Consider the following 21,873-nt stretch of genomic DNA (forward strand, 5'->3'; position numbering starts at 1 on the left):
TTGCTATTCGGCGAGCATCGCACCAATCCAGGTGAGTCAGAGATCAGCCATCGACAACGGCTTCGTCAGGCGGGTCGACGTGACAGGGACTTGCCGAAGGCTCCCTCGAGGAAGATGTCGTCGAGGTGGGCAAGGATGCGGCGTGGGACGCCGTAAGCTGGCCAAGAACAACCGGCGGACATCGTTGGACCGCACAGGTCATGTTTCAGCTCTAGAATTCGGACACCTCGCCCGATTCGCCGACCTTGCCTACCGCTTGACGATCATCCAAATGCGTCGCGAGCTACGGACAATGTTGCTGCGACTACGCGGCGACCGTGGTGGGGCGCCTAAGCTGAAGTTGGCCCCTATCTGCGCTGCTCAACATCCAGATGAAAACCCGACGCGCTGGTGCGGGACCCATCAACGAGCACTCAACGAACTTATCGCCGAAGAGTGCCACCCCAACGCCCAACTCTGGCGGGCAGCCACGCCAGTTGTTCCCGGGCCTCATCTTCTAGTCAATATATACAAGACGGTTCTTCTCCAGCCAGAAAAAGATAGATTGTATTTGTGCTTCCGCCCTGACTTGTGATAAGTGAAATTTTGCCATCGTGTCGTTCACAATTTCATTTACTGCGCAATTGCTCTGAAGTTTTTCCAGAACCAGAATCCACACGGGATTAAGCGGAACGCTTCGACTAGGACCCAACTCAAGAATTCCGGCGGACTCGAGGTGCAAATGCTTCGCAAGTCGAATTGCTGTGGGCATCGTACTGAGCCGACGATTCTTGTCAAACTTCCATTCTGCGTAAGGACCGTCTTGGTCAACATAATGCAAGAATAATTGCACAGCAAACTCGCCGTCGAACGGGTCGCGCCAGTGCGGGCACTCCAAACCCCGGTAGACCACCGCATCCCCGGGTTCCAGGGCAACACTCCTTGGACCTAAGGGGCCTTCGACCCAAAGCGGCCAGGGAGTGGGGGCGTTATATCCCAAATTAACGCTCACACTGAACTCACAGGATGGCCGGTCGACGTGTCTTGCAAGGCCATCGCCGGTCGTGTAAATACGAAAGAAAGAATAGGTGGGAAAAAGAACGTGTTGAGCGACTTGTCCGATCGTCGGAGTAAGGCTCTCGAGAAGGTATTCCATGTGGAAGTCACCACACCTCTCAAATGAGCCGGGCCCCGGACCGGGCGCCGCGTTCTCAACTAGTTCAAGCGCTCGCTGGCAAATCCTAGTCCGTTCTTTCGATGGAACTAGTTGTTCGATTAACGTATAGCTGTGGGTGGCAAATTCATTGATGTTTTGGTCGGTGATGGTTGCCGCAGAAAACGTTTCGTATTCGACATACGTCGCGTTCTCTTCGGCAGCCATACACACATGGTATCAGCGGGTGCGACGCGCCACAGCAACACAAAACACTAGACGATCAGCTGCATCTCTCGGTTTCATTATTCCTGCATATCACTGATCGAATCGGGGTTGCAGAACTAAGAATTCGCCTCCACAGATCCGACTGCGGCCTTCTTCGCGACGCGCGTCGGGGCGGAGGGATGCTGCATAGGGCGCATTGCAGCGATGCAGAGCACTCGTCGAGCCCGGCGGTTATAGTTCGACACCGATCGCCCGCCGTCGAGTCCGACGATGGGGTCGGGTCACGGCCCTCCACACCGCCGGCTTGATGATCCAGGCGTGTGGTGTCGAACATCGCCGGGGCGCTCGCGACCACTCGGCCAGGACGTAACGGCCGGCACGTGCCCGACGCACCTCCGACTCGGCCGGACAGGTACCGGTGAGCGTGCATGCGTCGGCAAAGTTTATTCCTACCTGAACACTTCATAGCTCAGATTCGATCAGCCGGGTTTAAAGCGTCACCGTATCCCGAAGCATTGGTGCGGGGTTTGGTTCCCCGGTCCAGGCGAGGCCAAGGTGGTGGTTAGCGGACCGCGAGACCACTGAGCAGGCCATTAACTCGTTCCTGAACTGCTGCCTCGATGTGTCACTTTCGGCTCGGGCATTTCCGGTGGTCGATGCTAATCTGTCCGCCCAGGACCGCGCGCTGCTGCGTGAGCGCTACGGGTTTCTCGATTTTGTCGATGGCAGACAGGCGCCGGACTCGCCACACAGCTTGCGCTGGTCCGAGCTCAGATGCCTGGACGGTTTTGGCTGCATTTGGGGCCAGGGCTGGCGGTTTTCTGCCCCCGAGGACTCCACAATCACCTACGAGTTGATGTGGGGCGTGACGGAATCTAGCATCTCCGCGATGACGTATGCCTCGCTTTCACGATCATGTTCAGGCAGGTCGGGTAGCGCGCATTCACTGGTTTTGGCACCGCTAAGTCGTTATCCAGCAACGCGTGTCGCGAATCGTTCCACGCGAGTAGAGGCCGGCTGTGGACTCACCAATCGTGCTGTTCGGCGAAAACCCCGCCGCGGTGGGGTTCACGTTCGCTGAGCTTGGCACCACGGTGCACCCCCTCACCACGTGTGAAAAGATAACCCCTCGGGCTGACGACTGGCACTAGCAATTGCGTGGGCGGCGGCGATCGATGAATCACCGCACTGCATCGTCCGCACTAGCCACGCGCAGCATCGTCGCTTCTCCTTGCCCCGAGTACCACGACGACACGCCAATCCGCGTCGAAATGCGCAGATTGTTCACCGCTTTCACCATCGAACGCCCTAGGCCCCCTAAGGATTCAGCTCACCCAGCCACGTCCACCACAGATTGTAGATAGGCGATCCCTAGTACCGGTCTATGGAGGGGGTAGCCACCCGCTACCCCCTCCTCCGGCCTACGGGCCGGTCGGACCGGTGTCCCCGGTTGGCCCGGTCGGGCCGGTGTCGCCGGTCGGCCCGGTCGGGCCGGTGTCACCCGTCGGACCGGTCGGGCCGGTTGCTCCGGTGTCGCCGGTCGGCCCGGTCGGGCCGGTGTCACCCGTCGGACCGGTCGGGCCGGTTGCTCCGGTGTCGCCGGTCGGGCCGGTCGCTCCGGTGTCACCCGTCGCCCCGGTGTCACCGGTCGGGCCGGTCGCTCCGGTGTCACCCGTCGCCCCGGTGTCACCGGTCGGGCCGGTCGCTCCGGTGTCGCCGGTCGGGCCGGTCGCTCCGGTGTCACCCGTCGCCCCGGTGTCACCGGTCGGGCCGGTCGCCCCGGTGTCACCCGTCGGGCCGGTCGCCCCGGTGTCACCCGTCGCCCCCGTGTCACCGGTCGGGCCGGTCGCCCCGGTGTCACCCGTCGGGCCGGTCGCCCCGGTGTCACCCGTCGCCCCGTGTCACCGGTCGGGCCGGTCGCCCCGGTGTCACCCGTCGGGCCGGTCGCCCCGGTGTCACCCGTCGCCCCGTGTCACCGGTCGGGCCGGTCGCCCCGGTGTCACCCGTCGGGCCGGTCGCCCCGGTGTCACCCGTCGCCCCCGTGTCACCGGTCGGGCCGGTCGCTCCGGTGTCACCCGTCGGGCCGGTCGCCCCGGTGTCACCCGTCGCCCCGGTGTCACCGGTCGGGCCAGTGGCTCCGGTGTCACCCGTCGGGCCGGTCGCCCCGGTGTCACCCGTCGCCCCGGTGTCACCGGTCGGGCCAGTGCCTCCGGTGTCACCCGTCGGGCCGGTCGCCCCGGTGTCACCCGTCGCCCCCGTGTCACCGGTCGGGCCAGTGGCTCCGGTGTCACCCGTCGCCCCGGTGTCACCGGTCGGGCCAGTGGCTCCGGTGTCGCCGGTCGGGCCGGTCGCTCCGGTGTCACCCGTCGCCCCGGTGTCACCGGTCGGGCCAGTGGCTCCGGTGTCGCCGGTCGGGCCAGTGGCTCCGGTGTCACCCGTCGGGCCGGTCGCCCCGGTGTCACCGGTCGGGCCGGTCGCTCCGGTGTCACCCGTCGCCCCGGTGTCACCGGTCGGGCCAGTGGCTCCGGTGTCACCCGTCGCCCCGGTGTCACCGGTCGGGCCAGTGGCTCCGGTGTCGCCGGTCGGGCCGGTCGCTCCGGTGTCGCCGGTCGGGCCGGTCGCTCCGGTGTCACCGGTCGGGCCAGTGGCTCCGGTGTCACCCGTCGCTCCGGTGTCACCGGTCGGGCCAGTGGCTCCGGTGTCGCCGGTCGGGCCGGTCGCTCCGGTGTCGCCGGTCGGGCCGGTCGCCCCGGTGTCACCCGTCGCCCCGGTGTCACCGGTCGGGCCGGTCGCCCCGGTGTCACCCGTCGCCCCGGTGTCACCGGTCGGGCCAGTGGCTCCGGTGTCACCCGTCGCCCCGGTGTCACCGGTCGGGCCAGTGGCTCCGGTGTCGCCGGTCGGGCCGGTCGCTCCGGTGTCACCCGTCGGGCCGGTCGCTCCGGTGTCACCGGTCGGGCCAGTGGCTCCGGTGTCACCCGTCGCTCCGGTGTCACCGGTCGGGCCAGTGGCTCCGGTGTCACCCGTCGCCCCGGTGTCACCCGTCGGGCCAGTGGCTCCGGTGTCACCCGTCGGGCCGGTCGCCCCGGTGTCACCCGTCGCCCCCGTGTCACCCGTCGGGCCGGTCGCTCCGGTGTCACCCGTCGCCCCCGTGTCACCCGTCGGGCCAGTGGCTCCGGTGTCACCCGTCGGGCCGGTGTCACCGGTCGGGCCGGTCGCTCCGGTGTCACCCGTCGGGCCGGTGTCACCGGTCGGGCCGGTCGCTCCGGTGTCACCCGTCGGGCCGGTCGCTCCGGTGTCACCCGTCGCCCCCGTGTCACCCGTCGGGCCAGTGGCTCCGGTGTCACCCGTCGCCCCGGTGTCACCGGTCGGGCCGGTCGCTCCGGTGTCACCCGTCGGGCCGGTCGCTCCGGTGTCACCCGTCGGGCCGGTCGCCCCGGTGTCACCCGTCGCCCCGGTGTCACCGGTCGGGCCAGTGGCTCCGGTGTCACCCGTCGCCCCCGTGTCACCCGTCGGGCCAGTGGCTCCGGTGTCGCCGGTCGGGCCGGTCGCTCCGGTGTCACCCGTCGGGCCGGTCGCACCGGTGTCACCCGTCGGACCGGTCGCCCCAGTGTCACCAGTCGGGCCGGCCGGGCCCGTCGCACCAGTGTCACCGGTCGGGCCGGCCGGGCCCGTCGCACCAGTGTCACCGGTCGGGCCAGCCGGGCCCGTCGCACCAGTGTCACCGGTCGGGCCAGCCGGGCCCGTCGCACCAGTGTCACCGGTCGGGCCAACCGGACCAGTCGCCCCGGTGTCACCGGCCGGGCCGGTCGGGCCAACCGGACCAGTCGCCCCGGTGTCACCGGCCGGGCCGGTCGGGCCAATCGGCCCAGTCGGGCCAGCCGGGCCGGTCGGGCCAACCGGGCCGGTCGGGCCAGCCGGGCCGGTCGGGCCGATCGGGCCGGTCGCCCCGGTGGCACCGCCGCCACCTCCGCCACCACCAGACTGACCGTTTTGACCGTCGTGTCCGTCCTGGCCGAAGAACGCGCCGCCTTCACCTCCGCGGCCGCCTAGGCCGCCTACGCCGCCGGGACCGCCGTTACCACCACCGGCGCCCTCACCCCCGACACCCGCCTGCCCGCCGGCACCACCGTCACCGCCATGGCCCAAAAGGAAGCCACCCGCACCACCCGCACCACCAGCCCCACCGTTGCCACCGGCGCCACCATTACCTACTCCAACCGCCGCAGCACCCGGGGCACCGGCCCCGCCGGCGCCACCGGCACCGCCGTGGCCCATGAAGAACCCTCCGGCACCACCGGCACCACCGGCACCACCGTTAGCACCGGGGGCAATGCCCGCTCCGCCGGAACCACCAGCACCGCCCTGGCCCATGAAGAACCCGCCAGCACCACCGACACCACCGGCACCACCATTGGCGGCTACTCCCGTTCCGCCAGCACCGCCGGCACCACCAGCACCGCCCTGGCCGAAGAAGAATCCGCCGGCACCCCCGGCGCCACCGGCTCCACCGGGACCCACGATGGCCGTTCCGCCAGCACCGCCGGCGCCACCATGGCCAAACAGCCACCCACCAGCACCGCCGGCGCCGCCGGCAGCACCGGGACCGCCGATGCCTCCGGCGCCGCCCCTACCGATCAACCCCGACGACCCGCCGGCACCGCCGACAGCGCCCGGCGCCGTGCTGTCGCCACCGGCACCACCGCTGCCGTACAACCATCCGCCGGCACCGCCAGCCGTCCCCTGCGGACCCGAAGTCCCGGCCGCACCGTCTCCGATCAACGGACGCCCCGTAAGTTGCTCGATCAGCCCATTGACCGGATCACTCGCCGCCCCCAACGCCTGCGCCGCCGCATTGGCAACCTCGGTGCTCTGATACGAGGCAGCGCTGGCCGCCAAAGTTCGCGTGAACTGATCATGGAACGCCGCTGCCTGCCCAGCCAGCGCCTGAAACTCCTCCGCAGAATGCGAGAACATTAGAGCTATCGCCGTCGACACCTCGTCGGCTGCCGCAGCCGCTATCGCCGTGGTCGGACCTGCAGCCGCCGCCGTCGCACTGGCCAATCTCTCGGCGATGCCGTCGAGATTCGCAGCCAACCACTGGACCACAGCCGGTGAGATGTACAAAGGCGAAGTCATGACATTGCACCTCATCTTCAATCGCCAGCCCTGCATAGGGCCATGGCATGGGGCGGCGGTCCCACCCACGGATTGGAAGAATACACGCGATGGCGCGCTTTGCAGCCATTAAGTTGCCATTGCTTTTGTCGATTTTCTGTGAACCCAGATAGCTCTGGAAAACAATATTTATGGAAACACATATGCGCATCAATATGCACTTATATATTGACAAAAATACTGATGAATACGTCGATATATTGATGGTGCCAGCGGCGGCGTTCTGTCTGCATCTTTGATTTTGCTGATAGTCTGCCCTGGCGCGCTGCATGCCTCTGAACAGGTACTTTGCAGCAAACTAGAAAATTTAGCATTTGCCATTCTGCGCCTGCTCGGTACCAGATATCATGCGAGGAAGATTTGCGGTCTAAGTACATCCGTCTCTTCGCACAGAACAAAAGAAATACATTCATCAGGGTGGACCCTGGCTCGCTTGCCATGAGCGTGAGACCCAGTTGACCCGATTTTTGCCAGGCTAAACGGACCACCTGTATTGCCGTTATGGGACCACCGGCGCGTAGCGCCCGATGTCCCTCAGTTTTTGTTCGTTCGATCGGGTGACGCGCATGTTAGGGAGGTCGGCGGGCATCGCTTAGTGCGTTGAGATCAGGGAAGTAGAGGGGGTGTTGGGAGGTAGCGGGGTTAGCCGACTCCCGTGGTACGGCACGATCGCTGCGCATTGCGGCCTGGACCCCTAGAACGGTGGCGCCTGAGAGGCCGCTCATGCGGTCGGTGTATGCCGCGACGACGATGTAAGCGCGATCAACGACAAGTCGATTGGCATGGCATGGTGTGACTAAAGCATCGTTGAACAGCCCATTAGAGCTTGATGTACCTTAGCCTCGATTTTTCGTCGAGGGTGATTTCGGTCGGACTTGGCGATGGGGTGCGTGGTGTCTGGGGTTTGTGTGGTTTAGGGCGTGTTGGGGTTGTCCCGTGTCGCCGGGTTGGCGGGCTTTCCCAGGGCCGGTGGTCTTTCGTGCTCGGTTGGTCAGCTGGGTTGTCGGTCAACCGAAGGCGGTGCGGATGTGTTGCCATGCGGTGGCGATGGCTGCGGCCCATCGCCAGGTGGCGTCGATGCGTAGTCGGGTTCGGCGGGCGCCGCGGGTGATGCGGGCTGCGACGTGCAGGACTCGGTAGCGGAAGGTAGCGATCTCGGCACGGGTCAGGCCGGGGTGGCCGGTGAATCCGATGAGCTGGCACCAGGTGACCAGATCGGCTGCGGCCAAGACGATTTCCAGCCAGGCGGCGTTGGCGTCGAATGCCTGACACGGCAGGTTGCGCAGGCCGGTGGCTTTGAGTTCGCGGATGCGGTCTTCGACGCGGGCGTGTTGGCGGTGGCGTAGTTCCAGACCTGCCACCTGGCCGGCGATCACACCGGGCGGTGTGTCGGTGATGAACGCGGTGACCCGCATCCCGTCGGCGTCGGTGAACCGCAACTGCGCACCCGGATGGGGCCTTTCCTTGCGCAGGATCAGCCGGGTCCCCGCCGCCACGATGACAGGTTGACCAGGTTGGTGGCCTCGGCGACCCAGGCGCCCTCGCGGATACCACCGTCGGTGTCGATCGCCGGATACCAGCACTGCCCGATGTTGAGAGTGTCCACAGCGTCCTGCACCCGCCAATCCACGGGGTAGCCGAAGGAGAACCCCACGCCCGCGGCAGGCGTCGGCGAAGTCGTGGGTGGCCCCGGCGGTGTCGCAGCGCACCAGCACCGCCGGCTTGTCGGGGTCGTCGCGATGATCGGGGTCCGGCCGCCATCGCGCCGGCAGGCCGGCCAGTGCCTGCGCTAGGACACTGACGTGGTCAGCTGCGGTGTTGGAGCCCGCGCCACCGGGGCGCAGTAGGCCGGCCAGCGCTTCCCCGCCGGCGATCTCGGGGCGGTCCACGAAGGCCAGCAGCGGGTGGTGACCGTAGGTCTTTTTCCAGGTCGCCCCTGCCTTCTCCTTGTTATCGGAATGATCGAGGACCAGGGTGGCGTCGATGTCGATGTGCAACCAGCCACCCGGTGCGGGGCGGCGCGGCGGCCCAGGCTGCGCGGGCCGCAGCCCGGGCGGCACGCACCCGCGGTAGGTGCGAAGCATCGATGCGCTCATCGATTAGCCGCCACATCGTGGTCGTGGAGGCTTTGGCACCCAGGACATGCTCACGGTCGCCGCACAGTTGTCCGACCGCGTCGATGCAGTCCGCCCCATCGGCGACCGCGGCAGCCAGATCAGCGAACACCTCCCGGGCGCATACACCCACGGGCCCCGGTAGGTATCTGCCAACGCGGCGGTGACCTGCGCCGATAACCCGCTGCGGTCCGCGAGCTCACGCACCATGGCCATCCCGGCATGCGACACGACACCATAACCGTCGGCGGAAACTTTCACCCGCGACCCGACCGCGATATTCTTCACCTGCGAGGTGCCTTCCCGCTGGAACGACTGAACCCGTAGAGAAGTCCAATTATTCCTTGCAGGACAGGCACTTTCGCATATCTACACCCCGAAACTCACAACGTTTCACGAAAAATCCGGGTTAGGCGGGGTGATTACCGGGGCCTTCCTTGCCGAAGCGGCTTCGGTCGTAGATAACAAACTCAACGTCTCGGGCGGCGTGCTGTCGCGATACTTCGTCGGGCCTGACCGACAAGCCGTCTTCGTGCTCGTGGTGCTGACCCAGGCCGAGACGGATAGTCCCTTTCAGGGCGTTGAGGTAGAGATCAAGCCCCCGACCGATGACGACTCACTGGTCGTCGAGTACGAGCTGCCAGAAGCCGCAGCCAAGGGCGAAATGGGATTCGCTTTCTTCAACGTCGAGGTAACGCTGCCGGTGAATGGCCGTTGGGTGTTTGTGGTTACTAGCGGGGCTGGAATCCTCTCACTTCCGCTGGAGGTGCACGGCTGACGACGCTGCGCGCTGCGGAACGCAGTACACCGACGGCAGTGCGTAGGCACACGACCTAATCGACGTGAGACAACAAATTGTGCGAGGCTGGCTCAAGCTGGATCGGTAGGACTGGACGCAAAAGGCGTCGGTTGTTTGCTACCAGTCGCGGCCACACGCCCAACTAACCATCGATGGCGTGAGGCGGATGTAATGACCTCAGATGCTCCGGCGTTTACTGACCCATCAAATAAGGTCAGCGTAGGCCTGAACTACAGCCGCGACGACTAGCGCTTGCAGGCTCGTCTCCTCATCCGCGGCTACCCGCTTAAGCGTCCGGTGCACAGGCCGTGGCAAGTCGAGGGTGGTCCGAACACCACCGCCAGCGCCACGGTGCGCCATCGACGCGCGAGCCAGCGCCGCGGGGTCCTGCAACCCCGAGTTGATAGCGGCGCGGATCAGGTCGCCCATAGTAGTTTCCAGGTCCAGTGCCCGCCGTTTAAGGGCGGTACGCATGGCCGGGGAGAGGTGCAGCGTCGTGCGCATTGCCTCGTACACCACCGGTGTCGGGGAGGGAGGGGGAGTGGCCCGAGGGGCGACGCCGGCTTGCAATCCACTCGCAGCCCGCGCTATCGCCGCGGCTCCAGTCGGCCGGCGGATCACCGCGTCCCGCACTGCGTCGGCCGTCGAAAGCTTTTCCGTCATAACGTCACAGCCTCCCGCACGATCCGCACCGCTGCCATCAGTTCATCAAATACGCCTGCGTAGTCTCCCAGATGCTGTGGAAAACCGCGACCGAACGCCCGCTCGATCGCGCCTCGATCCCGCACGACGCTCCGCAGCACAGGAGCATTCGCCTCCGCCAAGACGCGCGGCATCTCCACGGCCTCCACCTTCCGCATGTCCACCAGCGTGAGCAGAATCGTCGTGGGACGGTGCTGCGTAATATCTAGCGTCGGCCAAACCCGGTCGATATCCGCGGCGCAAGGCCTAGTCGGAATGATCACCAGATCGGCTGCATCAACCGCCGCATCGATCACCGTGGCCGTTCCGGGGGGGGTATCTATCAGGAGCAATTCGTCGGGTTCATGCGACAGCACACGCACGTCAGCCGGCGTCGCCGGGACGACATCGAAGGGCAACGGCGTTCCCAAATGTGCCGCACGATCAGCCCACGACTCCGCGGATCCTTGCGGATCCGCATCAACGACACGCACCGGAACTCCACGCCGCATCGCAGCCGCGGCCAAAAACATCGCCGTCGTCGTCTTCCCGACGCCGCCCTTGGTATGCACAAGTGACCAGATCACAGTTCTCCAAACAACCCCGAATAGATGTCGTACATCTCGCGCGCGAAACAAAGCCGCTGCTCAAATCTTCTGGACGCTGCGACCTACCAAGTGGTCGCGGCGTCTACCACGGACGACGTAGGAAGCCTCCTTGCTCAAGATGCACCACCACACGGACCCTCGAGGTCCTCAGTCGGTTCGCACATAGTACATATGACTAGACGACAATGTCATTGCATTGGCGGGGGGTTGTTTCTTCGCCAGTTCTGAGCAGATTACGGGCATTCCACAAAAAGCAGGAATCAAATGGCTCTGACCTCGCATCTGACGACACCTTCCGTAGCTTGATCGGGCCGTATCGTGACTCAAAGGCATCAAAAACTGATCAAAACGTACCTAAAAGTATGTATTGGCCCCTGCATCCAAACCTCTTCAATCCCAAGCGATCAGTGCAACAACTGCGTCTGACGGCTTGGGCGATGAGCGCGGCGACGCGTCGTGCGAGGGTGTCGAGTTTGAGGGTGGGCCTAGGTCGCCGGTTGAGAGTGTCGTGGAGGCGTTTAAGGAAGGCGGGTGCAGCCGATCGGGTTAGCCATAGTGGATCAGTAATAGCTTTGCGGGGCGCCTTCTTCGTCGATGATGGCGTGATCTGCAGCGAAGGCGCGATCAGCGCGTACAGGACCAGCTTGTGTTATTTGCGCGGGCAAATTCACGGACCCCTTATTTTCGTGCATATGACGCTACAAGATTGTTGAAGAATATTTCCGGAAGGAGCCTACGTGCGGAAAATCAACGCGAGGGGAAAACGCCTAAACAAAGGGCTCGCGCCCGTGACCTCGCCGGTGTGGCTAGCACCCTGATCTAGAAGCTTCGTGCTCGAGGTGTAATCCCCCACCCGGATGCGGCGGCATGACATCTCAACAGGGCGGCTGGCCCCGGCGCGGCGACGCGGAGCCAGATCGCCCCGCCGGAAGGAATCCGCTTCGAAGTCGGTGCCCGTTGTGCCCGGTGCATGCGACGACAAGCAGCCCGTACCCCGATTGCCATGGCTTTTCTGTTGATGCATCAGCACACTGAACGTTTCAGTCTCAATCTGATTCTCACACCACGAGCACATACTGCGCTGACTGTTGGTCGGCGGATCACGGCGTCGCGTACCGCATCCGCCGTCCAAAGCTTTTCGAGTCACAGTGCCGCGACCTCCCCATCGATCGCCGCTGCAATGAGTTCGTCGAACACTGCCGCATAGTCCCCCAACCCCTGCGAGACATCACGGCCAAATGCCCGCTCAATCGCCATCTTTGACCGCACAGTGCATCGCAATAACGGAGCACCCGCAGCTACTAAGCCTGGATCCACTGACGAATGAGCTGTCTGTCGGGGTGTCGGTATAAGGAAGTGCCCTCTGAGCTGGGATGATTGGTGTTCTTCAGGCAACAATCGGTCCAGTTCGAGAAAGGCACTTCCAGTGCGAGTGTCCCACACCTTCACCCCGCAGTCCGCCGTATTCGATGAGGACAATCTCGTGTCGTGCGCGGGCCTGGTGCCGGTGATGGTCTTGGCTGAGCAGGCTGGCCTGTCGGAGTTGTTGGCCAACAAGATTCACATCACGGCACCTCGGATCAAGTCCGGGTCGGCCAACCCCGCCCCGAAACTGGCCACCCTGATCGCGAGCATGTGCGCGGGCGCGGACTACATCGACGATGTCGACCTGGTCCGCGCCGGCGGGATGAAGACCCTTTTTCACCGGGTGTATGCGCCCTCAACGGTGGGAACTCTGTTGCGGGAGTTCACCTTCGGCCATGCCCGCCAGTTGGATTCGGTGCTGGCCGAGCATCTGGCCGGTCTATGCAAACGGACCGATCTGCTGCCCGGCGCGCAGGTGCGTGCCTTCATCGATATCGATTCGTTGGTGCGCCCAGTCTATGGACACGCCAAGCAGGGCGCCTCTTACGGGCACACCAAGATCGCCGGCAAGCAGGTCCTGCGCAAAGGCCTCTCGCCTCTGGTCACCACCGTCAGTACCGACACCGCGCCCCAGTGGTGACCGGGATCCGGCTCCGCGCCGGCAAAGCCAACTCCGGCAAAGGTGCGGCCCGTATGGTCGCCCAGGCGATCACCACTGCCCGCGCAGCCGGGGTGAGCGGGCTGATCACCGTGCGCGGTGACAGTGCCTACGGCAACCGTGCGGTGATCCGGACCTGCCGCCGCTACGGTGCGGTGTTCTCGCTGGTGCTGACCCGCAACACCGCAGTGCAACGCGCCATCGACGCGATTCCCGAGGGCGCGTGGACCCCGGTGAAATACCCCGGCGCCGTACTCGATCCCGATACCGGAGCATGGATCTCTGACGCCGAAGTCGCCGAGACCACCTACACCATGGCCGAATCCGATACCGAGGCGATCACCGCCCGCCTGATCGTGCGCCGTGTCAAAGACGCCACCCAACCCGACGGACTGTTCCCGATCTGGCGGTATCACCCGTTCTTCACCAACTCCACCGAGCCCGCCACCGACGCTGACATCACTCACCGCCGCCACGCCATCATCGAAACCACCTTCGCAGATCTCATCGACGGACCCTGGCTCACATACCTTCTGGACGCTTCGGCGCCAATTGCGCATGGGCGATCTGCGCGGCCATCGCACATAACCTGTTGCGTGCGGCCGCGACCCTGGCCGGCACCCGCCACCGCAACACCCGCGGCACCACCCTGCGCCGACACCTGGTCAACATCCCCGCACGCCTGGCCCGACCCCAGCGCAAACCGATCCTGCACCTACCCACCCACTGGCCCTGGGAACCCGCCTGGATCACCCTGTGGCACAACATCATCGGCCACCCACAACGAACCTGAACATCATCACACGACCCGACAACCAGGACCCCACAGGAAAAGCTGGGCAGACCAGCAGCTACCCCGCGTCCACCGTCACCAGAATCAAGATCAAAGGCTCAACCAATCACCACGACGGCCCATCGGTGGTTTGAGGCTAAGGCATGGGGCATCGCTACCGCCTCTGCCTTCCGCATGTCGAGCATGGTCAACAGAATCGTCGTGGGACGGTGTGCAGTGATGTCCAACGTTGGCCAAATCCGATCGATGTCCGCGGCACGAGTTCCCGTCGGAATGATCACTAGATCGGCTGCATCAACCGCCGCGTCAATCGCCGCCGCCACGCCAGGCGGGCTATCTACCAACAGCAGCTCTCCGGGTCCGCTGGACAGCGCCCGCACAACCGACCCCGTCCCCGGAATGACCTCAAAGGGCAACGGAGTACCCCGATGCGCCGCCCGGTCGGCCCACGAAGATGCCGATGCCTGCGGATCGGCATCTATCACCCGCACCGGGAGCCCTCGGCGCACCGCGGCCGACGCCAAGAACATTGCGGTCGTCGTCTTTCCGACGCCGCCCTTCGTGTGCACCAGCGACCAGATCACAGCTCTGCGAGTCCCTTCAAACGCGCGCGGGGAAGCAGACACCGCTTCCCTGGGTCGACGCTGCCAGCTAGGTGGTGGACCCCACCTGCTAGTAACCGGCTCCCAAGTTGATCCGTGCGCAAAAACGCCAAACTGGCGAACCCACAGAACAGGCGAAAAAGCGGCTCCCCGCTGCACGCAACCCGCCTACCGCGAAGAACCTCCTGCCGAACGCAAATGAGATTAGGCCTTTCATGTGAGTTCCGGAACGATTTTCACAAATTGCCTTGGATGAACCCGCGGGTTTCGCGGCGGAAGCAGTGGCAACCGTCCGGCGCATGCCTGCAACGGCGCGCATCGCGAGTCGCCGCGCGCCAACATCACGGTGTCACCCGACGGCGCTTTGCGGCCACGCCTGCCACACCCACGGGGCCCACAGCGGTACCGTGCGCGATGTGTGGTCGCTATCCTCTCGCGCCACGCCGCTGGCAGGCGTGGCTGTCCTCGCCCTAGCCGCAGCGACGTTGGTGGGCTGCGGATCGGGGGACTCCACCGTCGCAAAAACACCAACCGCCAAACCCAGCACCGCGACGACGCCCGCCGGCAGCGCCGAAAGGACAGCAGACCCCACGCCCGCCACTGCTGCCCCGCCCACCAGCGAAGCACCGAAGGACCCGTGTGAGGTCAATCTCGCCTCGCCCACCATCGCGAAAGTCGTCTCGGAATTGCCCCGCGAGCCGCGCACCGCGCAGCCTTGGAATCCTGAACCGCTGGCCGGCAACTACAACGAGTGCGCGCAGCTGTCGGCCGTGATCATCAAGGCCAACACGAACGCGGGCAACCCGCCAACCCGAGCGGTGCTGTTCCACCTCGGCAAGTTCATCCCGCAGGGTGTGCCAGACACATACGGATTCAACGGCATTGACCCTTCTCAGACGACCGGCGACACGGTGGCGATGACGTACACCAACGGTGTCGGGTTGGCCAGCGTGGTGAAGTTTCACTGGAACGGCAGCTCCGTCGAGGTCATCGGGAATACGCGAGGTTGAGCAAGCCGGTTGAGCCAGCCGGTTGAGCCTGCCGCCGCCAAGCGGCGCCGCCTAGTTGTCAGACCATTCCCCTACAGTGGCAACCGTGTTCATCGCGGACGGCAGCATCGTCTACAGCGCTTCGGATCTGGCATCCGCAGCGCGCTGCGAGTACGCGCTGTTACGGGATTTCGACGCCCGATTGGGCCGGGGTCCCGCCGTCACCGTCGAGGACGAACTGCTGGCACGGACCGCTGCCCTTGGCGACGAGCATGAGCGGCGTCGGCTCGACCAATTGCGCGAAGAATTCGGAGACGGAGTCGCCGTCATCGGTCGTCCGGCGTACACGGTGGCGGGGTTTACGGCGGCAGCCAAGGCGACCCAGCGCGCGATCGCCAATGGCGCGCCGGTGGTGTATCAGGCCGCGATGTTCGACGGCCGTTTCGTCGGGTTCGCCGATTTTCTGATCCGCGACGGCGAGCTGTACCGGGTCGTGGACACCAAGCTGGCCCGGTCCCCCAAGGTCACCGCGCTGTTGCAGCTGGCCGCCTACGCGGACGGGCTGACTGCTTCGGGCGTGCCAGTGGCTCCCAAGGCCGAACTGGAACTCGGCGACGGGACCGTGGTCCCATACCGCGTCGAGGACCTGATCCCGGTCTACCGCACCCAGCGCGCGAGCTTGCAGCGTCTGCTCGACGACCACTACGCGTCCGGGGCGGCAGTGCGCTGGGATGACGAAGAGGTGAAAGCGTGTTTCCGCTGCCCGCTGTGCGTCGAGCAGTTGCGCGCGACCGACGACCTGCTGCTGGTCGCCGGCATGCGAGTAAACCACCGGGAGAAGCTGATCGACGCAGGCATCACCACCATCACCGAACTCGCCGAGCATTCCGGCCCGGTACCCAATCTGGCCGCGAGCGCCCTGACCAAGCTCACCGCCCAGGCGCGAATACAGGTCCGCCAACGCGATACCGGCACACCGCAATTCGAGATCGCCGACCCCCAGCCGCTGTCGCTGTTGCCCGAGCCGAACCCGGGTGATCTGTTTTTCGACTTCGAAGGCGACCCGCTGTGGACGGCGGACGGCACCGAGTGGGGGCTGGAGTACCTGTTCGGCGTGCTGGAGGGCGGGCGGAGGGGCGCCTTCCGTCCATTGTGGGCGCACAACCGGGTGGACGAGCGCAATGCGTTGAAAGAGTTTCTGGCGATGGTGGCCAAGCGCCGCAAGCGCTATCCAAACATGCACATCTACCACTACGCGCCGTACGAGAAGACTGCGTTGCTGCGGCTCGCCGGTCGCTATGGCGTCGGCGAGGACGACGTCGACGACTTGTTGCGCAATGGCGTCCTGGTAGACCTTTATCCGTTGGTGCGCAAGAGCATTCGCGTTGGTGCGGAGTCCTTCAGCTTGAAGGCGCTGGAACCGCTCTATATGGGAGACCAGCTGCGCTCGGGGGACGTCACCACCGCCACCGACTCGATCACCTCCTACGCACGCTACTGCGAACTGCGCGACGCGGGTCGCGCAGAGGAGGCCGCGACTGTTCTGAAAGAGATCGAAGATTACAACCACTACGACTGCCTGTCGACCCGCAAACTGCGTGACTGGCTGCTCATGCGCGCCTGGGAGGCCGGTGTCACCCCGGTTGGGGTGCAACCGATTCCGGATGGCGCCGCCATCGAAGACCACGACCAACTGGCCGCGAGGTTGTCGGAGTTCAGCGGGGACACCGCGGCGGCGGACCGCACGCCAGAGCAGATCGCGGTTGCCCTGGTGGCCGCCGCCCGCGGCTATCACCGCCGCGAGGACAAGCCATTTTGGTGGGCGCACTTCGACCGGCTGAACTATCCCGCGGAAGAATGGTCGGACAACACGGACGTTTTTCTCGTCAGCGATTTCGCCGTCGTCGCCGACTGGCACACGCCTCCCCGTGCGCGCAAGCAACAGCGCCGCCTGCGGCTGACCGGTGAGCTGGCGCGCGGTGACCTCAAGACGGAGGTCTACGCCCTGTACGAACCTCCGGCTCCGCCCGGCATGACGGACGACCCCGACCGCCGGGCGGCGGCAAAGGCCGTCGTCGTTGAAGTCGACGACCCCGTCGTGCCCACCGAGGTCGTCATCCTCGAGCGAACGGGCGCTGACGGCAACATATTTCACCAGACTCCGATCGCTCTAACGCCCGGGCCTCCGGTGCCGACGGGGGCGTTGCGCGCATCCATCGAGTCGACGGCCGCGGGCGTCGCCGAAGGTTTGCCGCAGCTACCCGAGACCGCGCTGATGGACGTGTTGTTGCGCCGCGCGCCGCGCACTCGCAGCGGCGCGGCACTGCCGCGCGGCGGGGACATCGTCGCCAACATTACCGAGGCGGTGCTCGATCTCGACTCGTCTTACGTGGCGGTGCACGGCCCGCCCGGAACGGGCAAGACCTACACCGCCGCTCGGGCGATCACGCACCTGGTCACCGCCCACGACTGGCGCATCGGTGTGGTCGCACAGTCGCACGCCACGGTCGAGAATCTGCTGGGCTGCGTGATCGACGCCGCCCTGGACCCACAGCAAGTGGCCAAGAAGCGCTCCGGCTGCGAAAACCCACGCTGGCAGGAGATCAGCGAGAACGCCTACCCGGCATTCATCGCTGAGACGGCGGGTTGCGTGATTGGCGGCACGGCATGGGATTTCGCTAACAGCAACCGAGTGCCCCCGGGCAGTCTGGATCTGCTCGTCATCGACGAGGCCGGCCAATTCTGCCTGGCCAACACGATTGCCGTGGCCCCGGCGGCAGCAAACCTGTTGTTGCTCGGCGACCCTCAACAACTGCCGCAGGTCAGCCAGGGCACTCACCCCGAACCGGTCGACAGGTCCGCGCTGGACTGGCTGGTCGACGGCCAGCCGACCCTGCCCGACGAGCGTGGTTACTTCCTGGACCGCTCCTACCGCATGCACCCTGCGGTTTGCGCTGCGGTGTCGGCGTTGTCGTATGGGGGCAGGCTGCACTCCCATGACGACTGCACCGCTGCGCGTCGCCTTGCCGGATGCGAGCCCGGTCTGCGGGTGCTTTCCGTTCGCCACCAAGGCAATTCGGTGGAAAGCTCCGAAGAGGCCGACGCGATCGTCGCCGAGATTCGGCGCCTGAAGGGCAGCTTGTGGACCGATGAGCACGGCACCCGCCGGTTGGCGCCCGCCGACGTGCTGGTGCTGGCGCCGTACAACGCACAGGTAGCGCTGTTGCGCCACCGATTGGCCGAGGCCGGCCTGGCCAAGGTGCGGGTCGGCACCGTCGACAAGTTCCAGGGCGGGCAGGCACCGATAGTCTTCATCTCGATGACGGCCTCATCTATCGATGACGTGCCGCGCGGAATTGCGTTCCTGCTCAACAGGAACCGGCTTAACGTCGCCATCAGCAGGGCACAGTTCGCGGCCGTGATCGTGCGCTCGGAACTGCTGACCCAATACCTGCCGGCCACGCCCGCCGGACTGGTGGACCTGGGCGCCTTCCTCGCGTTGACCGGCGAGTGACCGACGGCGCTACGCAGGACTCACGGGAAGTTCGTCCCGGGTAAGCCGTTCGTGCCGGGAACGCCGGTTACGGGGTTGCCGTTGCCACCGTCCTGGCCGTCGCCGGCGGTGCCGCCGGTGCCGTTGCCGCCGGTGCCGCCTTGGCCGTTGTTCACGGCGTTGACGAAGATGGGGCGTCTCCACCATCCCCATGCCGGTGGGCATCACCACCATCACCGCTCTGGCCGATAGCGCTAGCTTGAGCCCCTCGGAGAAGGCGCCTATCTGGCCACTGCTACCGGTGCCGCCGACACCTCCCCCAAGGGCCGGTCACCGCCACCGCCGCCAAGACCGGTGCCGTCCGCGACGGCGCAAGTGCCACAGGCGACGACACCGCCGATACCACCGCTGCTGCCTTCGCCACCATCGACGCCGGCATCACCGGCGGAGGTGCCATAGGTAATCACACCGCCAAGGCGGTCGTCACCCAGACCACTACCACCAGCGCCGCCAGTACCGTCGGCTGCGCTGCTCGTTCCGCCCGCCTCACCGACTGCGGTCGCGGTGGCAGGGTGCCACACCGTCGACGGCGAGTGTGGCGTCGCCACCCTTACCGTCGGTCCCACCGGCACTTGAATGCCCCGTCCGTCCAGGCCACTCGGCACCGCCTTGTGCGGTTGTGCCCGAGACCGTGCCGCTGTTGGCTTCCAAGACGTGGCGCCGCCACCGCGTAGCCGGCCTGAGCGGCGGTGCCTGCGGTGCCCCGTACCACCGGTCGCTGCATCACGAGCTCCGCCCCTCAGCGCGGCCGGAGCCGCCGTCGCCATCCGCATCGAACAGACCGCCGTTTGTGCAGACACCCATGCCACCAGCTCCACCAGTGGACCACCGTTCTGCGCGGAGTTGCCGATGGTGCGACGTCGACGACGTCGGTGGCGCCTGTTCCGCCCCGACCACCGGCACCGCCCCCGATGCCCGCCGATGCCGGCACTAACGGCGCCGCCCGGGCTTATGGGCTGTCGCGACCGAACGAAAAAACATACTTTTGGTACAGAATCACCCTGTTCCTTTGTGGTCGCCTGCGACATCGAACTTTCTCGGGCGAAGTCCCGGCAAAATCCAGCAAATGGATGACCAAAGCGCTGCGGGTCCAAATGATGCCGTTGCAGATGCCCGGTACGCGGCGGTTTGGGTCGGCTCCGGTGCAGCGCGCCACGGTTGAATTGATCCGAAAGCAGAAGACGCTACGTGCCCGGTGGCCGTGCGTTGTGGCGATACCTGGTGGCGATGAGTGCCCGGCCGTCTACACGGTGAGCGGAGATCCCCCCACCTAAGCTCAGCCGTCCCAGCGACTCAGCGAGCGGCGAGCGTGGGCCGTCTGAAAGCCGTCCCTCCCGGAGCCGATCGGCGCTTCAGAACGGACGTACGGGGTTGCGGCACGCGGTCGCCGCCCCGGGGGCACCAACGGTTGCGGGTCGACGCCGTCGACAGCGGCTTCCGAGGACACCCGCTGCGGGACTCGCGGTGCCGGCTGGTCATCCGGTTCGCGACGAAGGATGTACTCGACGTATTCGTCGTCGTCGAAGTCGTCGTCGTATTGGTAGTCGTCATGCGGGTCTTCGTCGTAAGGCGGCTCGTCGGAGTGCATCGAGCCGGCGATGCCGATCAGGAACAGCGCGGCGACGATCCCGAACAGGGCGATGAACGCAGGCAGCAGCATGGACTGCGACATCGCGGCCGCAAAGGGCTCGCGGGCGAAGTCGGGTAACTGCAGGCCGACGCCCTCGTCCTCAAGCACGCCGGCGTCGACGGAGCCGGACCCCGTTAATCCCGCCAAGAACGAGGCCGGCATCTCGGCACCAATCCGCGACGTCATGAACGCGGCCATGCCCGCACTACCCAGCACCGCACCCAGCTGCCGGGTCGTGTTGTAGACACCCGAACTGGCACCGGCAAGGTCGGTCGGCAGCTTGCGGGTCGCGGTGGCGGCGAGCGGCGACCACACGAACGCCATCCCGGCGCCCATGACGCACAGCGGTAGCACCAGGCGCCAGATCGGCGTGCTCGGGTCCATCTCGATCGAAAGCCAGGTCAAGGAGATCGCCAGTACCGAAAAGCCGAAGCCGAGCACGGGCAGCGGATGGGCCCTGTCGATGATCCTGCCGGCGAACGGGGACAGTACACCGCTGACGATCGCCAACGGCGCGAGCAGCACCGCCGATCGGGTGGGCGACAGGCCACACACCGCCTGCGCATAGAACATCAGCGGCAGCATCATCGCCGTCGACGCGAACGCGGTGACGGCCACCCCGACGTTGCAGAGGCTGAAGTCGCGGTCGCGGAAGATACGTAGCGGGATCAGCGCGCCGCGGCGGTTGATGGACTGCCAATAGATAAACGCCCACATGAACCCCGCGCCGGCGACGAGCACCGCCCAGATCCAGGGTTGCCAGTGCGCGGATTGACCTTCCTGCAGCCCGAAGACCAAGAGAAACAAGCCCACCCCGGACAACCCCACGCCGATGAAGTCGAAGCGTTGCGCGTCCACCGGCAACTCCGGGATGAACAACGCCGCCAACGCCAGCGCGATGATGCCGAGGGGAACGTTGACGAAAAAGATCCACTCCCAGCCCAGAGAGTCCACCAGAACGCCGCCGGCCAGCGGGCCCATCAGGCTGGCGACGCCAGCGGTCGCTCCCCAAGCACTCATCGCGGTGCCGCGGCGCTGCACGGGGAAGATCCGGGTGATCGCCGACAGCGTCTGCGGGGTGAGTAGTCCGGCACCCACACCTTGCACGGTGCGCGCGGCGATGAGCATGGCGGCGCTGTTGGCCAAACCGCACCCCGCTGAGGCGACCATGAACACCAACAGGCCAAGCAGATACAGGTTCTTGGGGCCGAATCGGTCGCCGAGACGGCCGGCCACCAGCAGCACCACCGCGTAGCCCAGCAGGTAGGCGCTGGTCACCCAGATCACCGTGTCGTAACCGATATTCAGCTGCACCATGATGGTCGGGTTTGCGATGGAGACGACCGTCGCGTCCAGCATGATCATGAAGAAGCCGAGCATCATCGCCCACAGCGCGTGCCACGGATTACCGGAGTAGCTGCCCCCGGGGGTCCGGCTCGTCGCCGTGGTCATGTCCACACCTCGATTCGGCTCCCGGGGAACGGGTATTGGGAACGGGTATTGGGAGGGAGTCAGGCCCAGCCTTGCATTATCCCGGCCGGCCGAG

The 21,873-nt window shown here is 65.6% G+C and carries 13 protein-coding genes and 1 pseudogene; 5 read left to right on the forward strand and 9 right to left on the reverse strand.

What is annotated here, in order from left to right; all coding sequences use genetic code 11:
* Window positions 1–496: 496 nt before the first annotated feature.
* A complete protein-coding gene (locus tag G6N68_RS20585) occupies window positions 497–1,360 on the reverse strand; it encodes a hypothetical protein (protein WP_139805463.1) in 864 nt (287 codons plus the stop codon).
* 1,019 nt (window positions 1,361–2,379) lie between these two features.
* Between G6N68_RS20585 and G6N68_RS31565 the strand changes: the two genes are divergently transcribed.
* Window positions 2,380–2,511: a hypothetical protein gene (locus tag G6N68_RS31565; protein ID WP_275899981.1), complete on the forward strand. Its 132-nt coding sequence runs from the start codon at window positions 2,380–2,382 to the stop codon at window positions 2,509–2,511.
* A 733-nt stretch (window positions 2,512–3,244) separates the two neighbouring features.
* On the opposite strand, the gene G6N68_RS31575 is transcribed toward G6N68_RS31565, so the two are convergent.
* Together G6N68_RS31575 and G6N68_RS20610 are read right to left on the reverse strand one after the other, a co-directional pair.
* Window positions 3,245–6,496 (reverse strand): PE domain-containing protein, encoded by a 3,252-nt coding sequence (locus tag G6N68_RS31575; protein ID WP_275899982.1) that lies wholly within the window; start codon window positions 6,494–6,496, stop codon window positions 3,245–3,247.
* Window positions 6,497–7,542: 1,046 nt separating this feature from the next.
* Complete coding sequence (locus G6N68_RS20610) at window positions 7,543–8,631, reverse strand: IS1380 family transposase (RefSeq protein WP_163716244.1); 1,089 nt, start codon at window positions 8,629–8,631, stop codon at window positions 7,543–7,545.
* A 436-nt stretch (window positions 8,632–9,067) separates the two neighbouring features.
* Here G6N68_RS20610 and G6N68_RS20615 point away from each other — a divergent pair, with 436 nt between their 5' ends.
* On the forward strand, window positions 9,068–9,427 hold the full coding sequence (locus G6N68_RS20615) for a hypothetical protein (RefSeq protein WP_069421851.1): 360 nt from the start codon (window positions 9,068–9,070) through the stop codon (window positions 9,425–9,427).
* Window positions 9,428–9,652: 225 nt separating this feature from the next.
* On the opposite strand, the gene G6N68_RS20620 is transcribed toward G6N68_RS20615, so the two are convergent.
* Together G6N68_RS20620 and G6N68_RS20625 are read right to left on the reverse strand one after the other, a co-directional pair.
* Window positions 9,653–10,111: a hypothetical protein gene (locus G6N68_RS20620; RefSeq protein WP_139805234.1), complete on the reverse strand. Its 459-nt coding sequence runs from the start codon at window positions 10,109–10,111 to the stop codon at window positions 9,653–9,655.
* Window positions 10,108–10,716, reverse strand: coding sequence for a ParA family protein (locus G6N68_RS20625; RefSeq protein WP_069421853.1), 609 nt, complete (start codon window positions 10,714–10,716; stop codon window positions 10,108–10,110). Before G6N68_RS20625 ends, G6N68_RS20620 begins: the two co-directional genes overlap by 4 nt.
* 1,447 nt (window positions 10,717–12,163) lie before the next feature.
* On the opposite strand from G6N68_RS20625, the pseudogene G6N68_RS20630 reads away from it, so the two are divergent.
* A pseudogene (locus G6N68_RS20630) lies at window positions 12,164–13,553 on the forward strand (IS1380 family transposase).
* Window positions 13,554–13,651: 98 nt separating this feature from the next.
* Here G6N68_RS20630 and G6N68_RS20635 read toward each other — a convergent pair.
* Window positions 13,652–14,137: a ParA family protein gene (locus G6N68_RS20635; RefSeq protein ID WP_240355542.1), complete on the reverse strand. Its 486-nt coding sequence runs from the start codon at window positions 14,135–14,137 to the stop codon at window positions 13,652–13,654.
* 425 nt (window positions 14,138–14,562) lie between these two features.
* Here G6N68_RS20635 and G6N68_RS20640 point away from each other — a divergent pair, with 425 nt between their 5' ends.
* Together G6N68_RS20640 and G6N68_RS20645 are read left to right on the forward strand one after the other, a co-directional pair.
* Window positions 14,563–15,165 (forward strand): LppP/LprE family lipoprotein, encoded by a 603-nt coding sequence (locus G6N68_RS20640; RefSeq protein WP_069421854.1) that lies wholly within the window; start codon window positions 14,563–14,565, stop codon window positions 15,163–15,165.
* An 85-nt stretch (window positions 15,166–15,250) separates the two neighbouring features.
* Window positions 15,251–18,658 carry a TM0106 family RecB-like putative nuclease gene (locus tag G6N68_RS20645; RefSeq protein WP_163716246.1) on the forward strand — a complete coding sequence of 1,136 codons (3,408 nt, stop codon included), beginning with the start codon at window positions 15,251–15,253 and terminating at the stop codon, window positions 18,656–18,658.
* 20 nt (window positions 18,659–18,678) lie between these two features.
* Here the strand turns inward: G6N68_RS20645 and G6N68_RS31580 are convergent, their stop codons facing one another.
* From G6N68_RS31580 to G6N68_RS20655, 3 genes are all read right to left on the reverse strand, one after another.
* Window positions 18,679–18,813, reverse strand: coding sequence for a hypothetical protein (locus G6N68_RS31580; protein WP_263991930.1), 135 nt, complete (start codon window positions 18,811–18,813; stop codon window positions 18,679–18,681).
* A gap of 105 nt (window positions 18,814–18,918) precedes the next feature.
* Entirely contained in the window at window positions 18,919–19,269 is a 351-nt protein-coding gene (locus tag G6N68_RS20650; RefSeq protein ID WP_163716248.1) for a hypothetical protein, read from the reverse strand.
* Window positions 19,270–19,973: 704 nt separating this feature from the next.
* A complete protein-coding gene (locus G6N68_RS20655; RefSeq protein ID WP_163716251.1) occupies window positions 19,974–21,779 on the reverse strand; it encodes an MFS transporter in 1,806 nt (601 codons plus the stop codon).
* Window positions 21,780–21,873: the final 94 nt, after the last annotated feature.

Source organism: Mycobacterium bourgelatii (assembly GCF_010723575.1).
In the GTDB taxonomy this organism is placed as follows: Bacteria; Actinomycetota; Actinomycetes; order Mycobacteriales; family Mycobacteriaceae; genus Mycobacterium; species Mycobacterium bourgelatii.

Bases quoted from the DNA above. Each gene is read 5' to 3' on its own strand.
- G6N68_RS31575 (WP_275899982.1), bottom strand. From the start codon at position 6,496: ATGACTTCGCCTTTGTACATCTCACCGGCTGTGGTCCAGTGGTTGGCT.
- G6N68_RS20610 (WP_163716244.1), bottom strand. From the start codon at position 8,631: ATGAGCGCATCGATGCTTCGCACCTACCGCGGGTGCGTGCCGCCCGGG.
- G6N68_RS20620 (WP_139805234.1), bottom strand. From the start codon at position 10,111: ATGACGGAAAAGCTTTCGACGGCCGACGCAGTGCGGGACGCGGTGATC.
- G6N68_RS20585 (WP_139805463.1), bottom strand. From the start codon at position 1,360: ATGGCTGCCGAAGAGAACGCGACGTATGTCGAATACGAAACGTTTTCT.
- G6N68_RS20655 (WP_163716251.1), bottom strand. From the start codon at position 21,779: ATGACCACGGCGACGAGCCGGACCCCCGGGGGCAGCTACTCCGGTAAT.